Source organism: Streptomyces pratensis (assembly GCF_016804005.1).
Lineage (GTDB): Bacteria > Actinomycetota > Actinomycetes > Streptomycetales > Streptomycetaceae > Streptomyces > Streptomyces pratensis_A.
Map to the genome: position 1 here is coordinate 613,624 of NZ_CP051486.1, position 19,693 is coordinate 633,316.

16 protein-coding genes are annotated in these 19,693 nt (G+C 72.4%); 8 read left to right on the top strand and 8 right to left on the bottom strand.

The features are described from left to right. Positions 1-42: 42 nt before the first annotated feature. From HED23_RS02695 to HED23_RS02720, 6 genes are read right to left on the bottom strand one after another with little or no spacing between them, the layout of a single operon-like run. Positions 43-1,251 carry a cytochrome P450 family protein gene (locus HED23_RS02695; RefSeq protein WP_203181838.1) on the bottom strand — a complete coding sequence of 403 codons (1,209 nt, stop codon included), beginning with the start codon at positions 1,249-1,251 and terminating at the stop codon, positions 43-45. After that, on the bottom strand, positions 1,248-2,483 hold the full coding sequence (locus HED23_RS02700) for a cytochrome P450 (RefSeq protein WP_203181839.1): 1,236 nt from the start codon (positions 2,481-2,483) through the stop codon (positions 1,248-1,250). The genes HED23_RS02695 and HED23_RS02700 overlap by 4 nt, the downstream gene beginning before the upstream one ends. Beyond that, complete coding sequence (locus HED23_RS02705) at positions 2,480-3,115, bottom strand: GTP-binding protein (protein ID WP_203181840.1); 636 nt, start codon at positions 3,113-3,115, stop codon at positions 2,480-2,482. The genes HED23_RS02700 and HED23_RS02705 overlap by 4 nt, the downstream gene beginning before the upstream one ends. After that, on the bottom strand, positions 3,096-3,467 hold the full coding sequence (locus HED23_RS02710) for a DUF742 domain-containing protein (protein WP_203181841.1): 372 nt from the start codon (positions 3,465-3,467) through the stop codon (positions 3,096-3,098). The genes HED23_RS02705 and HED23_RS02710 overlap by 20 nt, the downstream gene beginning before the upstream one ends. Next, positions 3,464-3,907 (bottom strand): roadblock/LC7 domain-containing protein, encoded by a 444-nt coding sequence (locus tag HED23_RS02715; RefSeq protein ID WP_203181842.1) that lies wholly within the window; start codon positions 3,905-3,907, stop codon positions 3,464-3,466. Before HED23_RS02715 ends, HED23_RS02710 begins: the two co-directional genes overlap by 4 nt. Next, on the bottom strand, positions 3,904-5,406 hold the full coding sequence (locus tag HED23_RS02720; protein ID WP_203181843.1) for a sensor histidine kinase: 1,503 nt from the start codon (positions 5,404-5,406) through the stop codon (positions 3,904-3,906). Before HED23_RS02720 ends, HED23_RS02715 begins: the two co-directional genes overlap by 4 nt. 449 nt (positions 5,407-5,855) lie before the next feature. Here HED23_RS02720 and HED23_RS02725 point away from each other — a divergent pair, with 449 nt between their 5' ends. Beyond that, positions 5,856-7,625 carry an LCP family protein gene (locus tag HED23_RS02725; RefSeq protein ID WP_203181844.1) on the top strand — a complete coding sequence of 590 codons (1,770 nt, stop codon included), beginning with the start codon at positions 5,856-5,858 and terminating at the stop codon, positions 7,623-7,625. Between the two features lie 411 nt (positions 7,626-8,036). Continuing rightward, on the top strand, positions 8,037-10,808 hold the full coding sequence (locus HED23_RS02730; protein ID WP_203181845.1) for an FAD-binding and (Fe-S)-binding domain-containing protein: 2,772 nt from the start codon (positions 8,037-8,039) through the stop codon (positions 10,806-10,808). A gap of 12 nt (positions 10,809-10,820) precedes the next feature. Here the strand turns inward: HED23_RS02730 and HED23_RS02735 are convergent, their stop codons facing one another. Together HED23_RS02735 and HED23_RS02740 are read right to left on the bottom strand one after the other, a co-directional pair. Further along, positions 10,821-11,987, bottom strand: coding sequence for a serine hydrolase domain-containing protein (locus HED23_RS02735; protein WP_203181846.1), 1,167 nt, complete (start codon positions 11,985-11,987; stop codon positions 10,821-10,823). 73 nt (positions 11,988-12,060) lie between these two features. Next, on the bottom strand, positions 12,061-12,981 hold the full coding sequence (locus HED23_RS02740; protein ID WP_203181847.1) for a LysR family transcriptional regulator: 921 nt from the start codon (positions 12,979-12,981) through the stop codon (positions 12,061-12,063). 141 nt (positions 12,982-13,122) lie between these two features. On the opposite strand from HED23_RS02740, the gene HED23_RS02745 reads away from it, so the two are divergent. From HED23_RS02745 to HED23_RS02770, 6 genes are all read left to right on the top strand, one after another. After that, positions 13,123-14,076: an EamA family transporter gene (locus HED23_RS02745; RefSeq protein ID WP_203181848.1), complete on the top strand. Its 954-nt coding sequence runs from the start codon at positions 13,123-13,125 to the stop codon at positions 14,074-14,076. Between the two features lie 89 nt (positions 14,077-14,165). Beyond that, positions 14,166-14,681 (top strand): DUF664 domain-containing protein, encoded by a 516-nt coding sequence (locus tag HED23_RS02750; RefSeq protein ID WP_203187332.1) that lies wholly within the window; start codon positions 14,166-14,168, stop codon positions 14,679-14,681. A gap of 105 nt (positions 14,682-14,786) precedes the next feature. Then, the gene (locus HED23_RS02755; RefSeq protein WP_203181849.1) at positions 14,787-14,954 is read left to right on the top strand and encodes a hypothetical protein; all 168 of its coding nucleotides are present in this window, start codon (positions 14,787-14,789) and stop codon (positions 14,952-14,954) included. Positions 14,955-15,590: 636 nt separating this feature from the next. Continuing rightward, the gene (locus HED23_RS02760) at positions 15,591-16,397 is read left to right on the top strand and encodes a TIGR03084 family metal-binding protein (RefSeq protein WP_238441824.1); all 807 of its coding nucleotides are present in this window, start codon (positions 15,591-15,593) and stop codon (positions 16,395-16,397) included. Further along, positions 16,394-18,097, top strand: a complete 1,704-nt coding sequence (locus HED23_RS02765) for an acyclic terpene utilization AtuA family protein (RefSeq protein ID WP_203181850.1) — start codon at positions 16,394-16,396, stop codon at positions 18,095-18,097. Before HED23_RS02760 ends, HED23_RS02765 begins: the two co-directional genes overlap by 4 nt. Continuing rightward, a complete protein-coding gene (locus HED23_RS02770) occupies positions 18,094-19,689 on the top strand; it encodes an acyl-CoA carboxylase subunit beta (protein ID WP_203181851.1) in 1,596 nt (531 codons plus the stop codon). The genes HED23_RS02765 and HED23_RS02770 overlap by 4 nt, the downstream gene beginning before the upstream one ends. Positions 19,690-19,693: the final 4 nt, after the last annotated feature.

Here is a 19,693-nt window from a genome sequence, read left to right on the forward strand (position 1 = left end):
GACCGGCGCGGGCGCGAAATCGGCAGTGCGAAGGGCAGGCGATCAGCCCAGATCGACCGGGAGCTCGTACAGGTCGTTCTGGGTCACGATCGGCTTGTTCCGCAGGTCGGAGGCCGGTACCGCGAGGTCCAGGTCCGGGAAGCGCTCGTACAGCGCGGGCAGCGCGACCCCCGCCTCCAGCCGGGACAGCGCGGCGCCCGGGCAGACGTGCGGACCATGGCCGAAAGCGATGTGGCGGTTGGGGGACCGGGTGATGTCGAACTCACCGGCGGTCGGACCGTACTGCTGCTCGTCGCGTCCCAGGGCGCCGAAGGAGACGATCAGCGCCTCGCCCTTCGGCAGGACCTTGTCGCCCACCGCTATGTCCTCGGTCGCGAAGCGGATCAGGACGTGCGAGGTCGGGGTGTTCCAGCGCAGGGTCTCCTCGATCACGTTCTCCCACGGCACCTCCCCGCTCAGCACGCGCTTGCGCTGCTCGGGGTGGGTCTGGAGCGCCTCGACGACATTCACGACGAGGCTGATCGTGGTCTCGTGCCCCGCCGCGATGATCAGCTGGAGCGTGTTGACGATCTCCTCGTTGGTGAGGTGGTCGCCGTCCTCGGAGGCCGCGATCAGGGCACTGGTGAGGTCGTCGCCCGGGTTCGCCCGCTTGTCGTCGACGATCTTCGTGAAGAGGGCGCCGAGGTCCGCCATCATCTGCGGGACCTCCTCCGGCGGGGTCTGCGTCGAGAAGAACTTCTCGAAGAGCTCCTTGAGCCGGGGGTGGTCGGTCGCGTTCACGCCCATCAGCTCGCTGATGACGTTCATCGGCAGCGGGTAGGCGAACTCCGCCTTCAGATCGACCGTCCCCTCCTCGGACAGCGCCGCCAGCCGGTCGAGGGAGGCGTTCGTCAGCGCCTCGATGCCGGCCCGCAGCCGCTCCACCCGCTTCACCGTCAGTGCCTGCGCGACCATGCCGCGCAGCCTGCGGTGCTCGGCGCCGTCCACCGTCAGCATGGAGCGGCCCGGATTGACGAGGCCGATCAGCGCCCAGTCCATCGGGATCTCGCCGCGCTGCCAGGCGTTCCAGACGTTGATGTCCTTGACCACGCGGCTGTCGGTGAGCAGCTGACGTGCCTCGGCGTGATGCGTCACCGCGTAGCAGTGCACCCCGCCGGGGAGCTCCACCTCGGCCAGCGGCCCGGCGGCGCGCAGCGCGGCGCTTTCGGCGTCGAGGTCGGCGACGAGGGGATCGAGGGCGATCCGGGTCATTTCGGGCCTCCAAGAGCGGGGGTGGGCGTGAAGTGCACCGGCAGCTCCGTCAGCCCGTGCAGCCAGGGGGACGGTCGCCGGGTCAGCTGGTCCGCGGGGATGCCGAGGTCCACGTCCGGGAGCCGGTCCAGGAGCACCTCGATCCCCGTACGGGCGATGACCTCCGCGGTCTCCTGGGCCGGGAACGGGCAGCGGTGCTCACCGTGGCCGAAGGAGAGGAACGCGTTGTTGCCGCCGGTCAGCGCGGAGCCGTCGGTGCGGATCTGCGGGTCGACGTTGGCGGCGGCGATACCGAGCAGCAGCATGTCACCGGCGCGGATGTGGCGCCCGCCGAGGTGGGTGTCGCGGGAGGCCCAGCGGCCGGCCACGTTCTGGGTGGGGGTCTCTTCCCAGAGCACCTCGTTCATGGCCTCGCCGACGCTGTGGCGGCCGCCGGACAGCGACGCGGCGAAGCGGTCGTCGGTGAGCATCAGCCGCAGCGAGTTGCCCATCCAGTCGGCGGTCGGCTGGTGGCCCGCGGCCATCATCACCATGAGGTCCTGCGCGACCTCCTCGTCGGTGAAGCCGCCCGGGTCCTGGAGCATCCGGGTCACGACGTCGTCGCCCGGCTCGGCGTGCTTGTCGGCGAGGAGCTGGAACATGGCCGCGCCGAGGTGCTGCTGCCCGGCCAGGGCCCTCTCCCGGCCGTCGATCATGTCGTTGAGCGCGCCCACCAGGGGCCCGCCGACCTCGTCGCTGAAGCCGTAGAGCTTCGCGAGGACGCGGGCCGGGAGCAGCATCGCGTACTCGGCGATGATGTCGGTGCGGCCGGTGGAGCAGAAGCGGTCGATGAGGTCGTCCGCGAACTCCTCCGCGTAGCGCTTGAGCGCGAACGGGTCGACGGCCTCCAGGGCGTTGCTGATCATCGCCGCACGGACCGTGTGCCGCTCACCGACCGTGTAGAGGATCGACGGCTGCTTGCGGCCGATCATCGGCAGCAGTGGCCAGCCGTCCGGGATGTTGTCCCACTGGTTCCACAGGTCCGAGTCCCTGGTGAAGAGCACCGGGTCGCCCGTGACCTGGTGCAGCTCCCGGTAGCCGAGGATCAGCCAGGCGGGTATCTCGCCGGGGAGCACGACCGGGGCCACGGCACCGTGGTCCCGGCGCATCTCCCGGTACAGCCGCACGGGGTCGGTCTGGAACCGTGGTCCTGACAGGGGTACGGGACCGTGGGACACGGGGCACTGGTTCACGATGTGGGCTCCGGGGTCATGGCCGGGGCCGGGCCGGAAGCCTTCGCACGGGCGACGGAAAGTGCGTAGAGGTGCTCGACCAGCGTGATCAGGACGTACTTGCTGGACGAGCGGTCCCGGGCGTCGCACTCGACGAGCGGGACGTCGGGGGAGAGGTCGAGGGCCTCGCGGATCTGCTGCTCGGTGTGGAACGAGCCGCCGAAGTCGTTGCACGCGACGATGAACGGCGTGCCGTGGTGCTCCAGCCGGTCGATCGCGTACCAGGAGTCGGCGAGCCGCCGGGTGTCGACGAGGACGACGGCGCCCAGGGTGCCGGAGAAGAGGCGGTCCCACAGGAACCAGAAGCGTTCCTGTCCGGGCGCGCCGAAGAGATAGAGGACCGAACGCGCGTCGAGCGTGATGCGGCCGAAGTCGAAGGCGACCGTGGTGGACGTCTTGGAGTGCACACCGTCGAGGTCGTCGACGGCCTCGCCCGCGCGGGTCATGGTCTCTTCCGTGTTGAGCGGACGGATCTCGCTCACGGATCGGACCATGGTGGTCTTGCCGACCCCGAAGCCGCCGACAACGACGATCTTCAGTCCGTTGTCGGCCGTCGCCTGCAGGGCGGCACGGTCAGAGGTTGCGGAGTCCAACGAGCACCTGTTCCAGGGTGTCGGTGTCGGGGAGCCGGTCCTCGACACGGGCAGTACGGGGGTGGCGGGCGCTGATCCGGCCGGTGTCGAGCAGATCGCACAGCATGATGCGGACGATGCTGACCGGCAGTTTCAGGGTGGCCGAGATCTCCACGACCGCGGTGGGGCTGTTGCACATCCGCAGGATCGCGACGTGCTCCGACTGCATCCCGGGGCTCGGGTCGCACTCGGCGACGACGAGTGTCACCAGGTCGAACGCCGCCGAGTCGGACCGGCTGCGGCCACCCGTGAGGGTGTACAGCCGGTCCGGGTCGTCGTCGCGTCCGGGGCGGGGGCGCGGGACGGACGTCATACGTCCGCGGTTTCCGCGACCGTGGCCGCCGTCCCGCCCGCGGAGTCGCGCGGCGGCGCGACTAGGTATTCGCCGAGCTGCTCGACGAGTTCGCTCATGTTGTGACCGACGAGGCCGACGTCGCTGTCCTCAGCCGCCACGACCGCCAGGTGGGCGCCCGCGCCCGCCTCGACGATGAACAGCACGCCGCCGTAGAACTCGGTCATCGCGGACCGTACGCCGCCGGAGCCGTCACCGAACTCGATGGACGCGCCGTGCGACAGGCTCTGGATGCCGGCGGAGATCGCGGCCAGCTGGTCGGCCTGGTCGACGGAGAGTTCGGGGGTGCGGCACAGCTTCAGGCCGTCCCGTGACAGGACGAGAGCGTGCCGGGCGCCGGGCGTGCGGTCGAGCAGCCCCTCCAGCAGCCAGTTGAGCTTCTCATCGGTGGTCGCGCTCATCGGGTGTTGCCTTCCGGGTGCGGTGAGTTGGCTCGTACCGCCTGGCTGAAGGTGCTGAAGCGGGCAGCCTGCACCTTCGGGTCGGTGGCACGGGGCCTGGGGGATTCGGCTCCGCCGGGGGTGACATTGCCGGTACGGGCTTCGGCGGCGGCCAGGGTGCGGCCACGTCGGCGCTTGGGCAGACCGCTGTCGCCGAACTGGGGGACGGCACCGGTGGATTCGGAAGCGGACTCGGGCTTCCCGGGTGCGGCGTCCGTGCGGGGCGCGGACTCGGGGGAGGCTGCCGCAGCGGCGGCCGGGGGCCGGCCGTCGGTGTCCGGCGTCGCGTGGTCCGGCTCGGGCTCGGGGCGCCGGGCGGGCTCCGGTGCGGGAACGGTCGTACGGGAGATGAGCTCCTGCGGCAGCATCATCAGCGCGCCGGTGCCTCCGCGTGCCGAGGGCCGGAAGGAGACGGTGAGGCCGTGCTTCCTGGCCAGCCGGCCGACGACGGCGAGTCCGAGGCGGGTGCCGGAGATGCCCGTGAGGTCCTGGTTGTCGGCGGACACGGCCCGCTCGGCGCGGCGCAGCTGCACATCGCTCATCACCAGGCCGCTGTCCTCGACGGTGACAACGATGCCCGCCGGGACCTCCTCGACGTACACATGCACCTCTGCGGTGGGCGGCGAGAAGTTGGCGGCGTTGTCGAGCAGCTCGGCGAGGGCGTGCATGACGCCCTCGGCCGCGTGGCCCGCGATCGCGACATCGCTGGTCGAGTGCAGGCGGATGCGCTGGTAGCTGCCGATACGGCCCATGGCGCCGCGCAGGATCGACTCCATCACGATCGGCTTGGCCCAGCGGCGCCCGGAGCGCGCCCCGGTCAGCACGGCGATGGAGTCCGCGAGACGGCCCGCCTGGGCCGTGCGGTGGTCCAGGTGCAGCAGATCGCCGAGCACGTCCTCGGCGGTGTGCCGGTGCTCCATCTCCCGGAGGTCGGCCAGCATGCTCGTGGCCAGGGCCTGCATGCGGCCGGCGGCGTTGGCACAGGCGGAGATCGCCGCGGAGCGCTCGTTCTCGGCGCGCCGGGCACGGGCGGTTAGCCGGGCGGCCTCGGCGGTGAGCCGCTCGTGCTGCTCGGTGGCCTCGGTGCTGACCCGCGCGACCCGGTCGTCCGCCTCGGCGGTGACCCGGGCGGCCTCGGCCGAGGCCGCCGCTCTGAACCTGGCGGTCTCAGCTGTGAAGCGCTGTGCCTCGGCGGCGGAGGTCGAGACGAGCCGGGAGGTCTCGGCGGTGAAGCGTTCGGAGTCGGCGGCCCGCAGGGCGCGCAGATTGCGGGCGGTGGCGAGCGTGTGGACGGTGACGGCCACCGCGACGCAGAGCAGCACGGCGGCGGCGCCCGCCCCCCATGCGAGCGGCGTCCGTACCGAGGCGGGAGCGGCGGCGACCGCCCACAGGCACAGAGCACCGGTAACGGCTGCCGATATCAGCAGGGCGAGTGCGGTCGGCCGGAGTGAAGGGCGCAATCGGAGTCCTCGGGGCGGACGGTGCGGAGGAAAGGACAGGTGTGACGGAAGGGACAATCGGGGTGTACCGGTGTGGTGACGATGAAAGGACCACAACTGGAGCTGATTGTTCCTGATCAAGTCACGGCAACTATAGGAGAATTGGCGACTTGTTTGGGGATTCCTTGTGGCCACTTCTGTATCAAATCTGGCTTGAACTGACTCTGACTGGGTCCTGAGGCCGGCATCCCGCGCCGCAAGTCGCGGGTCGGGTGGGCAAGTAGCGGTGAATGTGACGTTATGACCCCTCTGTGATGCTTGATTTATCACGATCGTCGCCCGTGGGCCGGTGGCCAGCTAGGGTGAGCGCTCCGGTGCAGTCGACTTTCCAGGTCGGCACCGGCGTAAGACACACCGCGCGCCTTGAAGGGGGAGGCGCCGCGTGGCCCCGACGGAGGACGCAGACAACCGTGGACGCGCAAGGCCGTGGGCGGGACGAGGGAATCGACCCCGCAGACCAATGGGTACTCAACCCCGACACCGGTGATTACGAACTGCGACTGACCCCCTCCTCAGGGCGATCATCCGCGCCGACGGGTACGTCGGGCGTGAGAACGCCCGGACCGCGCCGCGGGACGAAGCCGAAGTCGGAAGCGGCGGAGCCGGGGGACCGGGCCTCCGTGCCCGGCCAGCGCGGCGGGCGCCGGGGCGCGGGCGGCGGACGCGGGGACCGGGACGAGGCGCGGAAGCCTGGGGGCCGGGCGGCAGCACCGGTCGCCGGGCGCCGCAAGGCGAAGCCGAAGAAGTCAGGCAAGAAGAAGGCCCTGGTCTGGACCGGCGGCGTGCTCGCCTTCCTGATGGTGGGCGTCGGCACCACGGGCTACCTCGTGTACCAGCACTTCAACGGCAACATCACCGCCGTCTCCACCGACGGGGCCGGCACCGGTGGCTTCAGCAAGGACCGGGCGATCAACGTCCTGGTGATCGGCACCGACAAGCGGACCGGTGAGGGCAACGAGGGCTACGGGGACGCGGGGAGCGTCGGCCACGCCGACACCAACATCCTCTTCCACGTCTCCAAGGACCGCACGAACGCGACCGCGCTCAGCATCCCGCGTGACCTGATAGCCGACATCCCCGTCTGCCCGACAAAGCTGGAGAACGGGGAGGAGAAGGACATCCCCGCCACACCCGGCGGACGCTTCAACACCAGCCTCGGACAGTCCGAGCGCACCCCCAGCTGCACCATGCGCACCGTCACCGAGCTCACCGGCATCGAGGTCGACCACTTCATGGTGGCCGACTTCAACGCGGTCAAGTCGCTGACGACCGCTGTCGGAGGCGTTGACGTCTGCCTGGCCAAGGACATCGACGACAAGGACTCGCACCTCAAGCTGGCCAGGGGAGAGCACACCCTCCAGGGCGAACAGGCCCTGGCCTTCCTGCGTACCCGGCACTCCGTCGGCTTCGGCAGCGACTTGAGCCGCATCGAGATCCAGCAGCAGTTCCTGGGCTCGCTGATGCGCAAGCTGAAGTCCAACGACACCCTGACCAGCCCCACGAAGATGTGGTCGCTCGCCGAGGCGGCCACCAACGCGCTCACCGTCGACGACAAGATCGCCGACATAAACCAGCTCCGCAAGCTGGGCATGGAGCTGGCGTCGGTCGACCCCAAGAACATCACGTTCACCACGGTCCCGGTGCTGGACAACCCGAACGACAAGGCCACCGTGATCCTCGACGAGTCCAAGGCCCCGCAGGTCTTCTCGATGATGCGCGAGGACGTCTCCTTCACCGCGGTGGAGAAGCAGGAGAAGGCGGCGGCGAAGGCCGAGGCGGACGCCAAGCTGAAGGGCACGATGGCCGACGCGGCGGACGTGCGGGTCGACGTCTACAACGGCGGCGCACCCGCGGGCTCCGCGCAGAACGCGCTGGACTGGCTGCAGAACGAACAGGGCGTGCTGAAGTCCACGAACCAGGCGAACGCGCCGGAGGACGTGAAGAAGACCCAGCTCGTCTACGCCCCCAACCAGGCGGACCAGGCACGCCGGCTGGCCGACATGATGGGCCTGTCGGCCTCGGCCCTCAAGCCGACGACGACGGACGCGGGCGAGATGGATCCGATGAAGCTGACGCTGGGACCGGACTTCAAGACCGCGGGCAGCCCGCTCTCGGCCCCGAAGAAGGCGCCGGACGACATCCAGCGCGTCGAGGCGGACAAGGCGGTCTGCGCCAAGTAGCCCGAGCCCCGGCCCCGCATCCCACCGCGGGGCCGGCCGTCGGCGGGCCACACGGCGCCACCCGACCCGAGCGCCGGGTCCCGTCGCCCCGCGTACAAGGCCTTGGCCCCGCGCGCCGGGTGCAAGTCCGGGCCAACGCACCGGGCGCTCCCTCCGGCCTCCGCGCCGGCCCCTGTCCTCTCCTGTCCGTTCCTGTGCGTCGGGCGCCACTGGTGCCCGCGCGTGTCGGTTTCGGCTCGGGCACCCGTGCCAGGGCCGCTCCGGTCTCCGTCCCGGGTATCCGCGCGCGGGTCCCGTCCCGGGTATCCGTGCCCGGCCCCGCCCGTCGCGCGGATCCGGTCCGCGCGAACGACACCGGGGCGCCCCGTGCCCGTCGGCCGGTCCCGGGCCCGGGACCGGCATGCTGGTCCCATGCCCGCCACCGACCTCGTACGAGACCTGGCCCAGGCCGTTCACGGCGACGTGGAGTCCGACGCGACCGCCCGCGCCCTCACGACCATGGACGCCTCCAACTACCGCCGCGTCCCCCAAGCCGTCGTGGCACCCCGCGACGCCGCGGACGTCGCGGAAACGCTCCGCGTCTGCCGGGAACACGCCACCCCGGTCGTGCCCCGCGGCGGCGGCACCTCCATCGCCGGCCAGGCCACCGGCACCGGAGTCGTCCTGGACTTCACCCGCCACATGCGGCGCGTCCTCGAGCTGGACCCCGCCTCCCGCACCGCCGTCGTCCAGCCCGGCGTCGTCCTGGACGACCTCCGCGCCGCGGCGGCCCCGCACGGGCTGACGTTCGGCCCCGACCCGTCCACCCACAGCCGCTGCACGCTCGGCGGCATGATCGGCAACAACTCCTGCGGCTCGCACTCCGTGGCCTGGGGCACCACCGCCGACAACCTCCGGAGTCTCCGGGTCATCCGCTACGGCGGAGGCGAGGCCATGCACATCGGCCGGGGCCTGCCCGACGCGCCTCCGGGCCTCCATGAATTCGCCGCGGGCCACCTCGCCCTCCTGCGCACCGGCTTCCCCGAGCTCCCGCGCCGGATCTCCGGATACGCCCTCGACGCGCTGCTCCCCGAGCACGGCCCCGACCCCGCCCGTGCCCTGTGCGGCAGCGAGGGGACACTCGCCGTGGTCACCGAGGCGACCGTCCGCCTCGTCGAGGTGCCGGTCGCCCGCGCGCTCGCCGTCCTCGGCTACGCCGACGAGTCGGCCGCCGCCGAAGCCGCCCCCGGCCTCCTGCCCCACGGCCCGCTCACCGTCGAGGGCATGGCCGCCGACCTCGTACGCGAACCGGCGGGACTGCCACGCGGCGCGGCCTGGCTGTTCGTGGAGACGGGCGGCGCCACCCCCGCCGAGGCCGGCGCACACGCGAAACGGATCCTGCGCGCCGCCGACGCCCTGGACGGCACCGTCGTCACCGACCCCGCCGCCATGCGGGCCCTGTGGCGCATCCGCGAGGACGCCGCCGGCACGGCGACCCGGATGCCCGACGGCACGGAGGCGTGGCCGGGCTGGGAGGACTGCGCCGTACCGCCCGCCCGCCTGGGACCGTATCTGCGTGACTTCCGGGCCCTGCTCACCGAACACGGCCTGCGCGGAACGCCGTACGGGCACTTCGGCGACGGCTGCATCCATGTGCGTATCGACTTCGACCTGCTGACCGAACAAGGCGTCGCCCGCTTCCGCCGCTTCTCCGAGGAACAGGCCGGCCTCGTCGTCGCGCACGGCGGATCGCTGAGCGGCGAGCACGGCGACGGACAGGCCAGGGCCGAGCTGCTGCCCCGGATGTACGGCGACGACATGGTGCGTCTGTTCACGCGCTTCAAGGACCTCTGGGACCCCGACGGCGGCCTGAACCCCGGCATCCTCGCCCGCCCCGCACGGCTCGACGAGAACCTCCGCTTCGCCGTGCTCCCCGGACGCCCCGTGGACGTCGCCTTCGGCTACCCGCACGACGGCGGCGACTTCTCGGCCGCCGTACGCCGCTGCGTCGGCGTCGCCAAGTGCCGTACGGAGAAGGCCGGTCCGGACGTGATGTGCCCCTCGTTCCGGGCGACCGGCGAGGAGGCCCACTCCACCCGTGGCCGCGCCCGGCTGCTCCACGAGATGCTCGCCGGTGAGGTCGTCACGGACGGCTGGCGGTCCACGGAGGTGCTGGACGCCCTCGACCTGTGCCTGTCCTGCAAGGGGTGCCGCACCGATTGCCCGGCGGGCGTCGACATGGCCACGTACAAGGCGGAGTTCCTCCACCACCACTACAAGGGCAGACTGCGCCCGGCCGCGCACTACGCCATGGGCGGCCTGCCCAGGTGGCTGCGGGCGGCGGCCCCCTTCGCGGGCGCGCTGAACGCCCTGGCGCGGATCGGACCGCTCGCCGCCCTCGTCAAACGGCTCGGAGGTATCGACCCGCACCGCACGCTCCCGGTCCTGGCGCGGCAGACGTTCCGGGCCTGGGCGCGCGACCGCCGGACGGCAGGGGCCGGACCGGTCGTCGTCCTCTGGCCGGACACCTTCACCGACCACCTCTCCCCGGAGGCCGGCCGTGCGGCGGTCCGGGTCCTGGAGGCGGCCGGCCGGACGCCGGTGCTGCCCGGTCGCGGCGTGTGCTGCGGCCTCACCTATGTGTCGACGGGCCGGCTCGACGCGGCCCGCGCGGTCATGCGCCGCACCCTGGACCGGATGGGCGCGGCGCCCGGCGCCCCGGTCGTCGTCCTGGAGCCGAGTTGCGCCGCCACCCTCCGCACGGACCTGCCGGAGCTCCTACCCGGCGACCCGCGCGCCGCGGCGCTCGCCGCCTCCGTGCGCACCCTGGCCCGGTACCTGGAGGAGTACGCCCCCGACTGGACACCGCCCCGGCTGGACCGGCGCGTCGCCGGCCAGACCCACTGCCATCAGCACGCGGTGTTCGGCGACGCCGCCGAGCGCAGGCTCCGCGAACGGGCTGGCCTGACCGGCGAGCTGAGCGGAGGCTGCTGCGGGCTGGCCGGCAACTTCGGTTTCGAGAAGGGCCACCGGGACGTATCGGTGGCCTGCGCCGAGGACCAGCTCCTGCCCGCCGTGCGGGCGGCGGCGCCCGGTACGGAACTCCTGGCCGACGGCTTCTCCTGCCGCACCCAGCTGGACCAGCTGACGGGCCGCCGCGCCCGGCACCTCGCCGAGGTGCTGGCGGAGGGGCTGGACACGTAGGAGGACGGCGCCTCAGAGCTTCGCGACGGCCTCACCGACCGCCGCCGACAGCCGCTCGTTCTCCGGAGCCGCACCGCCGGGCAGGGCGAAGCGGCGCCGGGTGTAGCCGTAGGCCACGCCGTTGGCGGGGTCGGCGTACGCCTGTGAACCGGCCGCTCCCGAGTGACCGAAGGCGCCCTCGCCCAGGGCCGGGTAGTGCGCCCGGGAAGCCTCGAAGCCGAAGGCGAAGGCGTCGACCTCGGCGGTCACCACATCGGTCCCCGTCCACCGCACCCGGCCGATCTCGGCCAGTGTCCCCGGCTGGAGCAGGGGTGCCCGGCCGTCCACCTCGGAGATCGCCGCCGCGTACATCCCCGCGAGCCCGCGTGCCGAGCCCACCCCGCCGACGGAGGCCGGGCCGAGCGCGCGCACCGCGCGGGTGTTGGCGAGAGCCACCATGTCGAGGGGCGGGTCGGACGCGAAGCCGAACGCGACCGCCATCAGGCTGTCCAGGTCGATCGGGTTCGCCGCGGACTCGGCGGCCTGCTCGGGTGTGGCGACGCCGGGGCGGATGGGCACGTAGCGGGGTTCGAGCTCCTCGGGCAGGCCCAGATGGAAGTCGAGTCCGTACGGGGCGCGCACCCGCTCCTCGAAGATCTCCTGGATGGACCGCCCGGTGACCCGCCGGACCACCTCGCCGGTCAGGGCGCCGATCACCAGCGCGTGGTAGCCGTACTCCGTACCGGGCGTCCAGTAGGGCCGCTGCCCCGCCAGCCGCCCGGCGACGACCCGGTCGTCGGCCAGCTCCTCGACGGTGAATCCGCCGTCCGCCCAGATCAGTCCGGCGCGGTGCGAGATCAGTTCACGGGCCGTCAGTCCGCCCTTGCCCTCGGCGGCGAACTCCGGCCAGTACGACGCGACGGTACGGTCCGGATCGATGACGCCGTCCTGGACGAGCAGGGCGACGACGAGATGGGCGGCGCCCTTGGTCGAGGAGTACACGGCGGGCAGCGAGTCCCCGGCCATGCCCTCCCCGGCCCACAGGTCCACCACCGGCCGGCCGTGGTGGTACACGGCGAGCTGCCCGCCCGGTTCGGTGTGGTCCGCGGCCAGTACGGCGGCGAACTCCTCCCGCACGTTCTCGAAGCCCGCCGCGACCGTGCCGTGCACGGTGATGGTGCTTTCGCCGGTGTCCGTCATGAGATGCCCCCTGGAGATCATCGACCCGATCGACACAGTCTCCAACTCCCTTGCGGTGCAGCCGCATTCCACGCTAACCGGTGAAATTTCCGGGGGGTTCGCGCTGTTCGCGCGCCACGATCTCCCGTGCGAGCGCCGCCAGTCGGGGGAACGCGGGATGGCCTGGGCCGTCCCGGCGGGCCAGCAGGACCGGCAGCGGCGGGGCGTCGTCCAGCGGCACGTAGGTGACCCCGGCGTGCGGATGCATCTGGGCGGTGGAGGCGCCCGATACCCCGCTGCCCCGTCCTGCCGCGATGGCGGTGAGCCAGTCGTCGGTGTTGGCGACGGTGAGTGTGGCGGCGGGGCGTGCGTCCAGGGGCCACAGGCCGAGGGTGGTGGCACCCGAGACGGTGTTGAGGACGACCGCGCCTCCGGTCAGGTCGGCCAGGGACAGCGAGGTGCGGGCGGCGAGCGGGCCGTCGGCGGCCACGGCCGCCACCCGTTCCTCGGTGAACAGGACCTCGGTGACGAGCCCCGGAGTGTCCACGGGCCCGCGGAGCAGCGCCGCGTCCACCTCGCCACGGGTGAGGCCGGCCGTACGGTCGTCGATCCGCAGCAGTTCCAGTGGGGTCTCGGGGTGGCGCCGCTGCCAGGTCCGCAGCAGCGGCGTGGTGTACGGGCCGAACGCCGACCAGGCGTGCCCGAGCCGCAGCGGCCAGTGGCGCAGTCTGCCGGGATCGATGGCCTCGTCGAAGGCGCCGACCGCCGTGGCGGCCTTGTCGCGGAAGGCGAGGCCCTCGGCGGTGAGGGCGAGGTGGTGGGTGGACCGGTCGACGAGCCGGACACCCAGGTGCCTTTCGAGGGCGGCGAGCGTACGGGAGACGACGGGCTGTGTGACGCCGAGCCGGGTGGCGGCGCGGGTCACGCCGCCCTCGTCCGCGATGGCGAGGAAGGCTCGCAGATGCCGGACCTCGATACCGCGTCCGCCGTTGCCTGTGCCCTGTCCAGTGCTCATGCGTCTGGAGCATAACGGGAGCGCAATCGGCATTTCACGGGAGACGCGCAGGTCTCTACGGTGAGCAGGGGAGCGGCCCTCGGTCGGTGCCGTATCGTAGACTCCCTAGTGCATTCCAATGGACTGAACGAGAGGTCTCCGGTGAACGACCCGCGTGCTGCCGCCGAGCCGGCCGCTGCCGTTGCCGTACCCGAGGCGGTGTCCGCGCTCGACGAGTCCGGCCGGCCGGGCGGCCCCGGTGGCCGCCGAACCGCGCTCGGCCCGGTCGCGCTGGTGGTCGCGGGCGGGCTCTCCGTCCAGTTCGGCGCGGCGGTCGCCGTCCTGCTGATGCCGCGTGCAGGTGCGTTCGGCGTCGTCACACTGCGTCTCGCCGCCGCCGCGCTCGTCCTGCTGGTCATCTGCCGCCCGAAACTGCGGGGCCACTCGCGCGCGGATTGGGGCACCGTGGTGGCCTTCGGTATCGCCATGGGCGGCATGAACACGCTCTTCTACCAGGCCGCCGACCGCATCCCGCTGGGCGCCGCGGTCACGCTCGAGGTGCTGGGCCCGCTGGTCCTGTCGGTCGTGGCGTCCCGCCGTCTGGTCAACCTCGTCTGGGCGGTACTGGCGCTCGGCGGCCTGGTCCTGCTCAGCGGTGGGGGCTTCGACCGTCTCGACCCGGTCGGGGCGGCGTACGCCCTGGGCGCCGGTGCCATGTGGGCGGCGTACATCGTCTTCAGCGCCCGTACCGGCCGGCGCTTCCCGCAGGCGGACGGCCTGGCCCTGGCCATGGTGGTGGCGGCGGTTCTCTCGCTGCCGCTGGGCATCATGGAAGCGGGCTCGAAACTACTGGTCCCCTCCACGCTGGGCCTGGGCATCGCGGTGGCGCTGCTGAGCTCGGTCCTTCCGTACACCCTCGAACTCATGGCCCTGCGCCGGCTGCCCGCGCCCACCTTCGCGGTCCTGATGAGCCTCGAACCGGCCATCGCGGCCACGGCGGGCTTCCTCATCCTCGACCAGGCGCTCTCCACGACGGACGCCCTGGCCATCGCCCTGGTCATCGGGGCGAGCATGGGCGCGGTGCGCAGCCAGACGCGGGGCTCCCGGAAACGTTGAGGCGTTGCGTCGGGGGGAGCGGTCCGTTCCGGCTGCGCGGCGGGGCGTCCGATCCTAGGGTGGTCGCGATGGCCGACCTGGAGGACCACATGCCGGAACGCGACGATCTGCTCGCGCTCGTGACCGATCAGCGCACCAACTTCCTCTACACCGTCGCGGAACTCGACGACGCCGGGGCCCGTGCCCGGACGACGGTCAGCGAGCTGACCCTCGGCGGACTTCTCAAGCACCTGGGACTCGTGCAGCGCAGCTGGCTCGACGTCGTCGAGGGCACCGCCCCCGCCGAGGTCGGATGGGCGGACCTCGACCCCGACGGCAACCGGATGACCGACGCCGAGACGGTGGCCGGACTGCTGGAGGCCTTCCACGCGGCGGCGGCCGACTTCGACCGTACGGTGCGAGAAGAGGCCGACCTCGACCGCGAGGTGACGCTGCCCTCGTACCCCTGGTCGCCCCCGGAGCCGGTCGTCTGGACCGTCCGCCGCGTCCTGTGGCACATCTTCCGGGAGATCGCCCACCACAGCGGCCACGCCGACATCGTCCGCGAGGCGCTGGACGGCGCCAGCACCACGGCGAGGATGGCCGAGGCGGCGTCGAAGGGGTAGTGACGAGGCTACTGCGCGGATGCGGGAACTCCCGGCGCGGTGTCACCGTGCCGGGAGCGGGCGCGAGGAGCACGATGGAGGGGAGCGAAGGAAGGAGGCCCGCGCATGGGAGCCCCCAAGGAGACCGACGAGTACGCCGGGCTGTACTCCCACACCCCCTCCCAGGCCGAGGGCGAGCGCGACGAGCCGGCCGTGCGCGGCCAGGCCCCCGAGACCCACCCCGACGTCCCCCGGACCGAACCCTCGCAGGCCGAGGGGGACCGCGCGGAGTAGCGGCTCAGCCGTCGAAGGGCAGGCACCCGCCGGGTGTCCGCCCCGCACGCCAGATGCCCTGCGGGTCCATCGGCCGGGTCCAGGTGCCGGACACGCTCGATGCTCCGAGGAGGATGCCGAACCCCTGACCGTGCCACGGCTCCGCGTCCCGGGTCTTCCAGAGGGCGTTTTCCGGCGGCTGACCCGTGCCTCCAGGGCATCGGCCCGGCGGCCGGAAACGTCCCGGCGGAACGGCCGGGGCCGTCCTCGCCGGCACGTCCCCGCCCCCGCGTCCGGATGCCGCCCCGCCCCCGCCTCCCCGCCCAGGTCCGGCGGCGCCGTGCGAGGCGGGGCCGTCCGCGCGGCGGCCCCCGTGGCCCGTCGAGCGGACGGGCCACACGGGCCGGTCATCAGCAGGGCCTGAGGTAGTACACCCATCGCCAGTCCGCAGCGGGTCCTCGCTGTAGCCGCCCGGCGACGTCCAGCGGAGGACTTCGGCCGAGTCGTGGAACTTCGCCCTCAGCGTCGCGCGGCGTCCGAATCCGCGCGAGCCAGCCGTTCCGCCACCCGTTAGAAAATCATGCAAGCGTGCTTGCTTGTTTTGTGGGGCGCTGGCATGCTCCGGGGCACACCGCCACGCCCCGAGGGGAGCGCACCGTGCCCGACGCATCGGCCGTGACCGCCGCCGTGCTCGACGACATGCGTGAGGAGGGCGACGAACTCGACCTGCTCGTAGCGGGGTTGAACGCGAATGAGTGGGCCGCGCCGACTCCCGCCGAGGGGTGGACCGTCGCCCATCAGATCGCCCATCTCAACTGGACCGACGAGGTGGCACTGGTGGCCGCCACCGAGCCGGACGCCTTCTCCGCCGAGGTCGAGAAGGCGCTGGCCGCCCCCGGGACCTTCGTCGACGAGGCGGCCGAAGCAGCCGTCACCGCCCTGACGCCCGAAGCGCTGCTCGTGGAGTGGCGGGAGGGCCGGGCCCGGCTCCGGGCGGCACTCCGCGCGGCTCCGGCCGGGACGAAACTGCCCTGGTACGGCCCGCCCATGAGCGTCGCCTCGATGGCGACCGCGCGGCTCATGGAGACCTGGGCACACGGCCAGGACATCGCCGACGCGCTCGGCGTGACCAGGAAGCCGACCGCCCGGCTGCGGCACGTCGCCAGGATCGGCGTACGGGCCAGGGACTACGCCTACTTCGCGCGCGGCCTGAAGCCGCCCGCCGAGCAGTTCAGGGTCGAACTGCGCACCGAGGACGGCGGAACGGCCGAGTACGGCCCCGAGGACGCGGCCCAGCGGGTCACCGGGCCTCTCCTCGACTTCTGCCTGCTCGTCACCCAGCGAGCCCACCGGGACGACCTCGCCGTCGAGGCGGTGGGAGCCGACGCCGGGCAGTGGCTGGACATCGCGCAGGCCTTCGCCGGACCCGCCGGACCGGGGCGCCCCCGGAAGGACAGCCGGTGAACGGGCCGCTGCGCGTCGGCAACGCGTCCGGCTTCTACGGCGACCGCTTCGACGCCGTACGCGACATGCTCACCGAGGGCCCGCTGGACGTCCTCACCGGGGACTACCTCGCCGAACTCACCATGCTGATCCTGGGCCGCAGCCGCCTCAAGGACCCGAAGCGCGGATACGCCTCGACCTTCCTCCGGCAGCTGGAGGAGAACCTCGGGCTCGCCCACGAGCGGGGCGTGAAGATCGTCGCCAACGCGGGCGGGCTGAATCCGGCCGGACTCGCCGACGCCGTGCGGGAGCTGGCGGACCGGACCGGCGTACCCGTGCGCGTCGCGCACGTCGAGGGCGACGGCCGGCCCTTGCCCGACGGCTGCCTCACCGCCAACACCTATCTCGGCGGCGGGGGCATCGCCGCCTGTCTGCGCGCCGGGGCCGACATCGTCGTCACCGGTCGGGTCACCGACGCCGCCCTCGTCACCGGGCCCGCCGCCGCACACTTCGGCTGGGGCCCGGACGCCCACGACGCCCTCGCCGGGGCAGTCGTCGCCGGGCACGTCCTGGAGTGCGGGACCCAGGCCACCGGCGGGAACTACGCCTTCTTCGGCGAGCACGACGTCCGCCGGCCCGGCTTCCCCCTCGCGGAGATCCACGAGGACGGAAGCAGCGTCATCACCAAGCACGACGGCACGGGTGGCGTCGTCGACATCGGCACCGTCACCGCCCAACTGCTGTACGAGACGGGTGGCGCCCGTTACGCCGGACCCGACGTCACGGCCCGGCTCGACACCGTCCGGCTGACACAGGAGGGCCGGGACCGGGTACGGATCAGCGGCGTACGCGGCGAGGCGCCGCCCCCCACGCTGAAGGTCGGGCTCAACCGGCTCGGCGGGTGGCGCAACGAGGTCGTCTTCGTACTGACCGGACTCGACATCGACGCCAAGTCCCGTCTCGTACGGGCCCAGTTCGAGGATGCCCTCGACCGTGCCGGCTCGAAGCCCGCCGAGGTGCGGTGGGAGCTCGCCCGCACCGACCGGGCCGACGCCGGCACCGAGGAGACCGCGAGCGCCCTGCTCCGGCTCGTCGTCCGCGATCCGGACCCGGAGGCCGTCGGCCGTGCCGTGTCCGGGGCGGCCGTCGAGCTGGCGCTCGGCAGCTACCCGGGCTTCCATGTGACGGCCCCGCCCGGGAAGGGCGCGCCGTACGGGGTGTTCGAAGCCGCCTACGTACCGGTGGGCGAGGTCGAGCACGTCGCCGTGCTGCCCGACGGGACCAGGGAGAGCGTCCCGACGGCCGGTCCGTACCGGGAGATCCGCGAGGTGGCGGAACCAGGCCTGCCGGAACCGCTGCCCGCCGGGCCCACCCGCACCGTACCCCTCGGGCACGTGGCCGGAGCCCGCAGCGGTGACAAGGGCGGGGACGCCAATGTCGGGGTGTGGGTCCGCACGGAGGACGCCTGGCGCTGGCTGGCCCACGAACTGACCGTGGCCCGCTTCCAGGAGCTGCTCCCGGAGACGGCCGGGCTCACCGTCGTACGCCATGTCCTGCCCCGGCTGCGCGCCCTCAACTTCGTCGTCCACGGCCTGCTCGGCGAGGGCGTCGCCGCGCAGGCCCGCTTCGATCCGCAGGCCAAGGCGGTGGGGGAGTGGCTGCGGTCCCGGCACGTCGCCGTCCCCGTGCAGCTGCTCGACGAACCGGAGGTGAACGCATGACCGTCCTGCCCACAGCGCTCGACACCGCGGGGCCCGAATACGCCGCCCACCGCGAGGCCATGCTCGCGAAGCTCGCCGAGCTGGAGACCGAGCACGCCAAGGCCCTGGCGGGCGGCGGCGAGAAGTACGTTGCCCGCCACCGTGGGCGCGGCAAGCTCCTCGCCCGCGAACGGATCGAGCTGCTCGTCGACCCGGACACCCCCTTCCTGGAGCTCTCCCCGCTCGCCGCCTGGGGCAGCGACTACGCCGTCGGAGCCTCGCTCGTCACGGGGATCGGGATCGTGTCCGGTGTGGAGTGCCTGATCACGGCCAACGATCCGACCGTGCGCGGCGGTGCCTCCAACCCCTGGACCCTGAAGAAGGCCCTGCGCGCCAACGAGATCGCCTTCGCCAACCGGCTGCCCTGCGTCTCCCTGGTGGAGTCCGGAGGCGCGGACCTGCCCTCGCAGAAGGAGATCTTCATCCCCGGCGGAGCCCTGTTCCGCGACCTCACCAGGCTGTCCGCCGCCGGGATCCCCACCGTCGCCGTGGTGTTCGGCAACTCCACGGCCGGCGGAGCGTACGTCCCCGGCATGTCCGACCACACCGTCATGATCAAGGAGCGGTCCAAGGTCTTCCTCGGCGGCCCGCCCCTCGTGAAGATGGCCACCGGCGAGGAGAGCGACGACGAGTCGCTCGGCGGCGCCGAGATGCACGCACGGACCTCCGGCCTCGCCGACCACTACGCCGTCGACGAGCACGACGCGCTGCGCCAGGCCCGCAGGATCGTCGCCCGGCTCAACTGGCGCAAGGCACACCCCGATCCCGGGCCCGCCGAGCCGCCGAAGTACGACGAGGACGAGCTGATCGGGATCGTCCCCGGCGACCTCAAGATCCCCTTCGACCCGCGCGAGGTCATCGCCCGCCTCGTCGACGGCTCGGACTTCGACACCTTCAAGCCGCTCTACGGGACGAGCCTCGTCACTGGCTGGGCGCGCCTGCACGGCTACCCCGTCGGCATCCTCGCCAACGCCCAGGGCGTGCTGTTCAGCGAGGAGTCGCAGAAGGCCGCGCAGTTCATCCAGCTCGCCAACCAGCGCGACATCCCGCTCCTCTTCCTGCACAACACCACCGGATACATGGTCGGCAAGGAGTACGAACAGGGCGGCATCATCAAGCACGGCGCGATGATGATCAACGCGGTGTCGAACAGCCGGGTCCCGCACCTGTCCGTGCTGATGGGCGCCTCCTACGGAGCCGGCCACTACGGCATGTGCGGCCGGGCCTACGACCCCCGCTTCCTCTTCGCCTGGCCCAGCAGCAAGTCCGCGGTCATGGGTCCCCAGCAGCTCGCGGGCGTCCTCTCGATCGTCGCCCGCGCCTCCTCCGCCGCGAAGGGGCTGCCCTACGACGACGAGGCCGACGCCGGTCTGCGCGCCATGGTGGAGCAGCAGATCGAGTCCGAGTCGCTCCCGATGTTCCTCTCGGGGCGGCTGTACGACGACGGGGTCATCGACCCGCGCGACACCAGGACCGTCCTCGGGATGTGCCTGTCCGCGATCCATACGGCCCCGGTCGAAGGCGCGCGCGGCTTCGGCGTCTTCCGGATGTGAGGAA

Coding starts and splice junctions, on each gene's coding strand:
- HED23_RS02695 (WP_203181838.1), bottom strand. CDS start 1,251: ATGACCCGGATCGCCCTCGATCCCCTCGTCGCCGACCTCGACGCCGAA.
- HED23_RS02710 (WP_203181841.1), bottom strand. CDS start 3,467: ATGACGTCCGTCCCGCGCCCCCGCCCCGGACGCGACGACGACCCGGAC.
- HED23_RS02715 (WP_203181842.1), bottom strand. CDS start 3,907: ATGAGCGCGACCACCGATGAGAAGCTCAACTGGCTGCTGGAGGGGCTG.
- HED23_RS02730 (WP_203181845.1), top strand. CDS start 8,037: ATGCCCGCCACCGACCTCGTACGAGACCTGGCCCAGGCCGTTCACGGC.
- HED23_RS02735 (WP_203181846.1), bottom strand. CDS start 11,987: ATGACGGACACCGGCGAAAGCACCATCACCGTGCACGGCACGGTCGCG.
- HED23_RS02740 (WP_203181847.1), bottom strand. CDS start 12,981: ATGAGCACTGGACAGGGCACAGGCAACGGCGGACGCGGTATCGAGGTC.
- HED23_RS02750 (WP_203187332.1), top strand. CDS start 14,166: ATGCCGGAACGCGACGATCTGCTCGCGCTCGTGACCGATCAGCGCACC.
- HED23_RS02755 (WP_203181849.1), top strand. CDS start 14,787: ATGGGAGCCCCCAAGGAGACCGACGAGTACGCCGGGCTGTACTCCCAC.
- HED23_RS02770 (WP_203181851.1), top strand. CDS start 18,094: ATGACCGTCCTGCCCACAGCGCTCGACACCGCGGGGCCCGAATACGCC.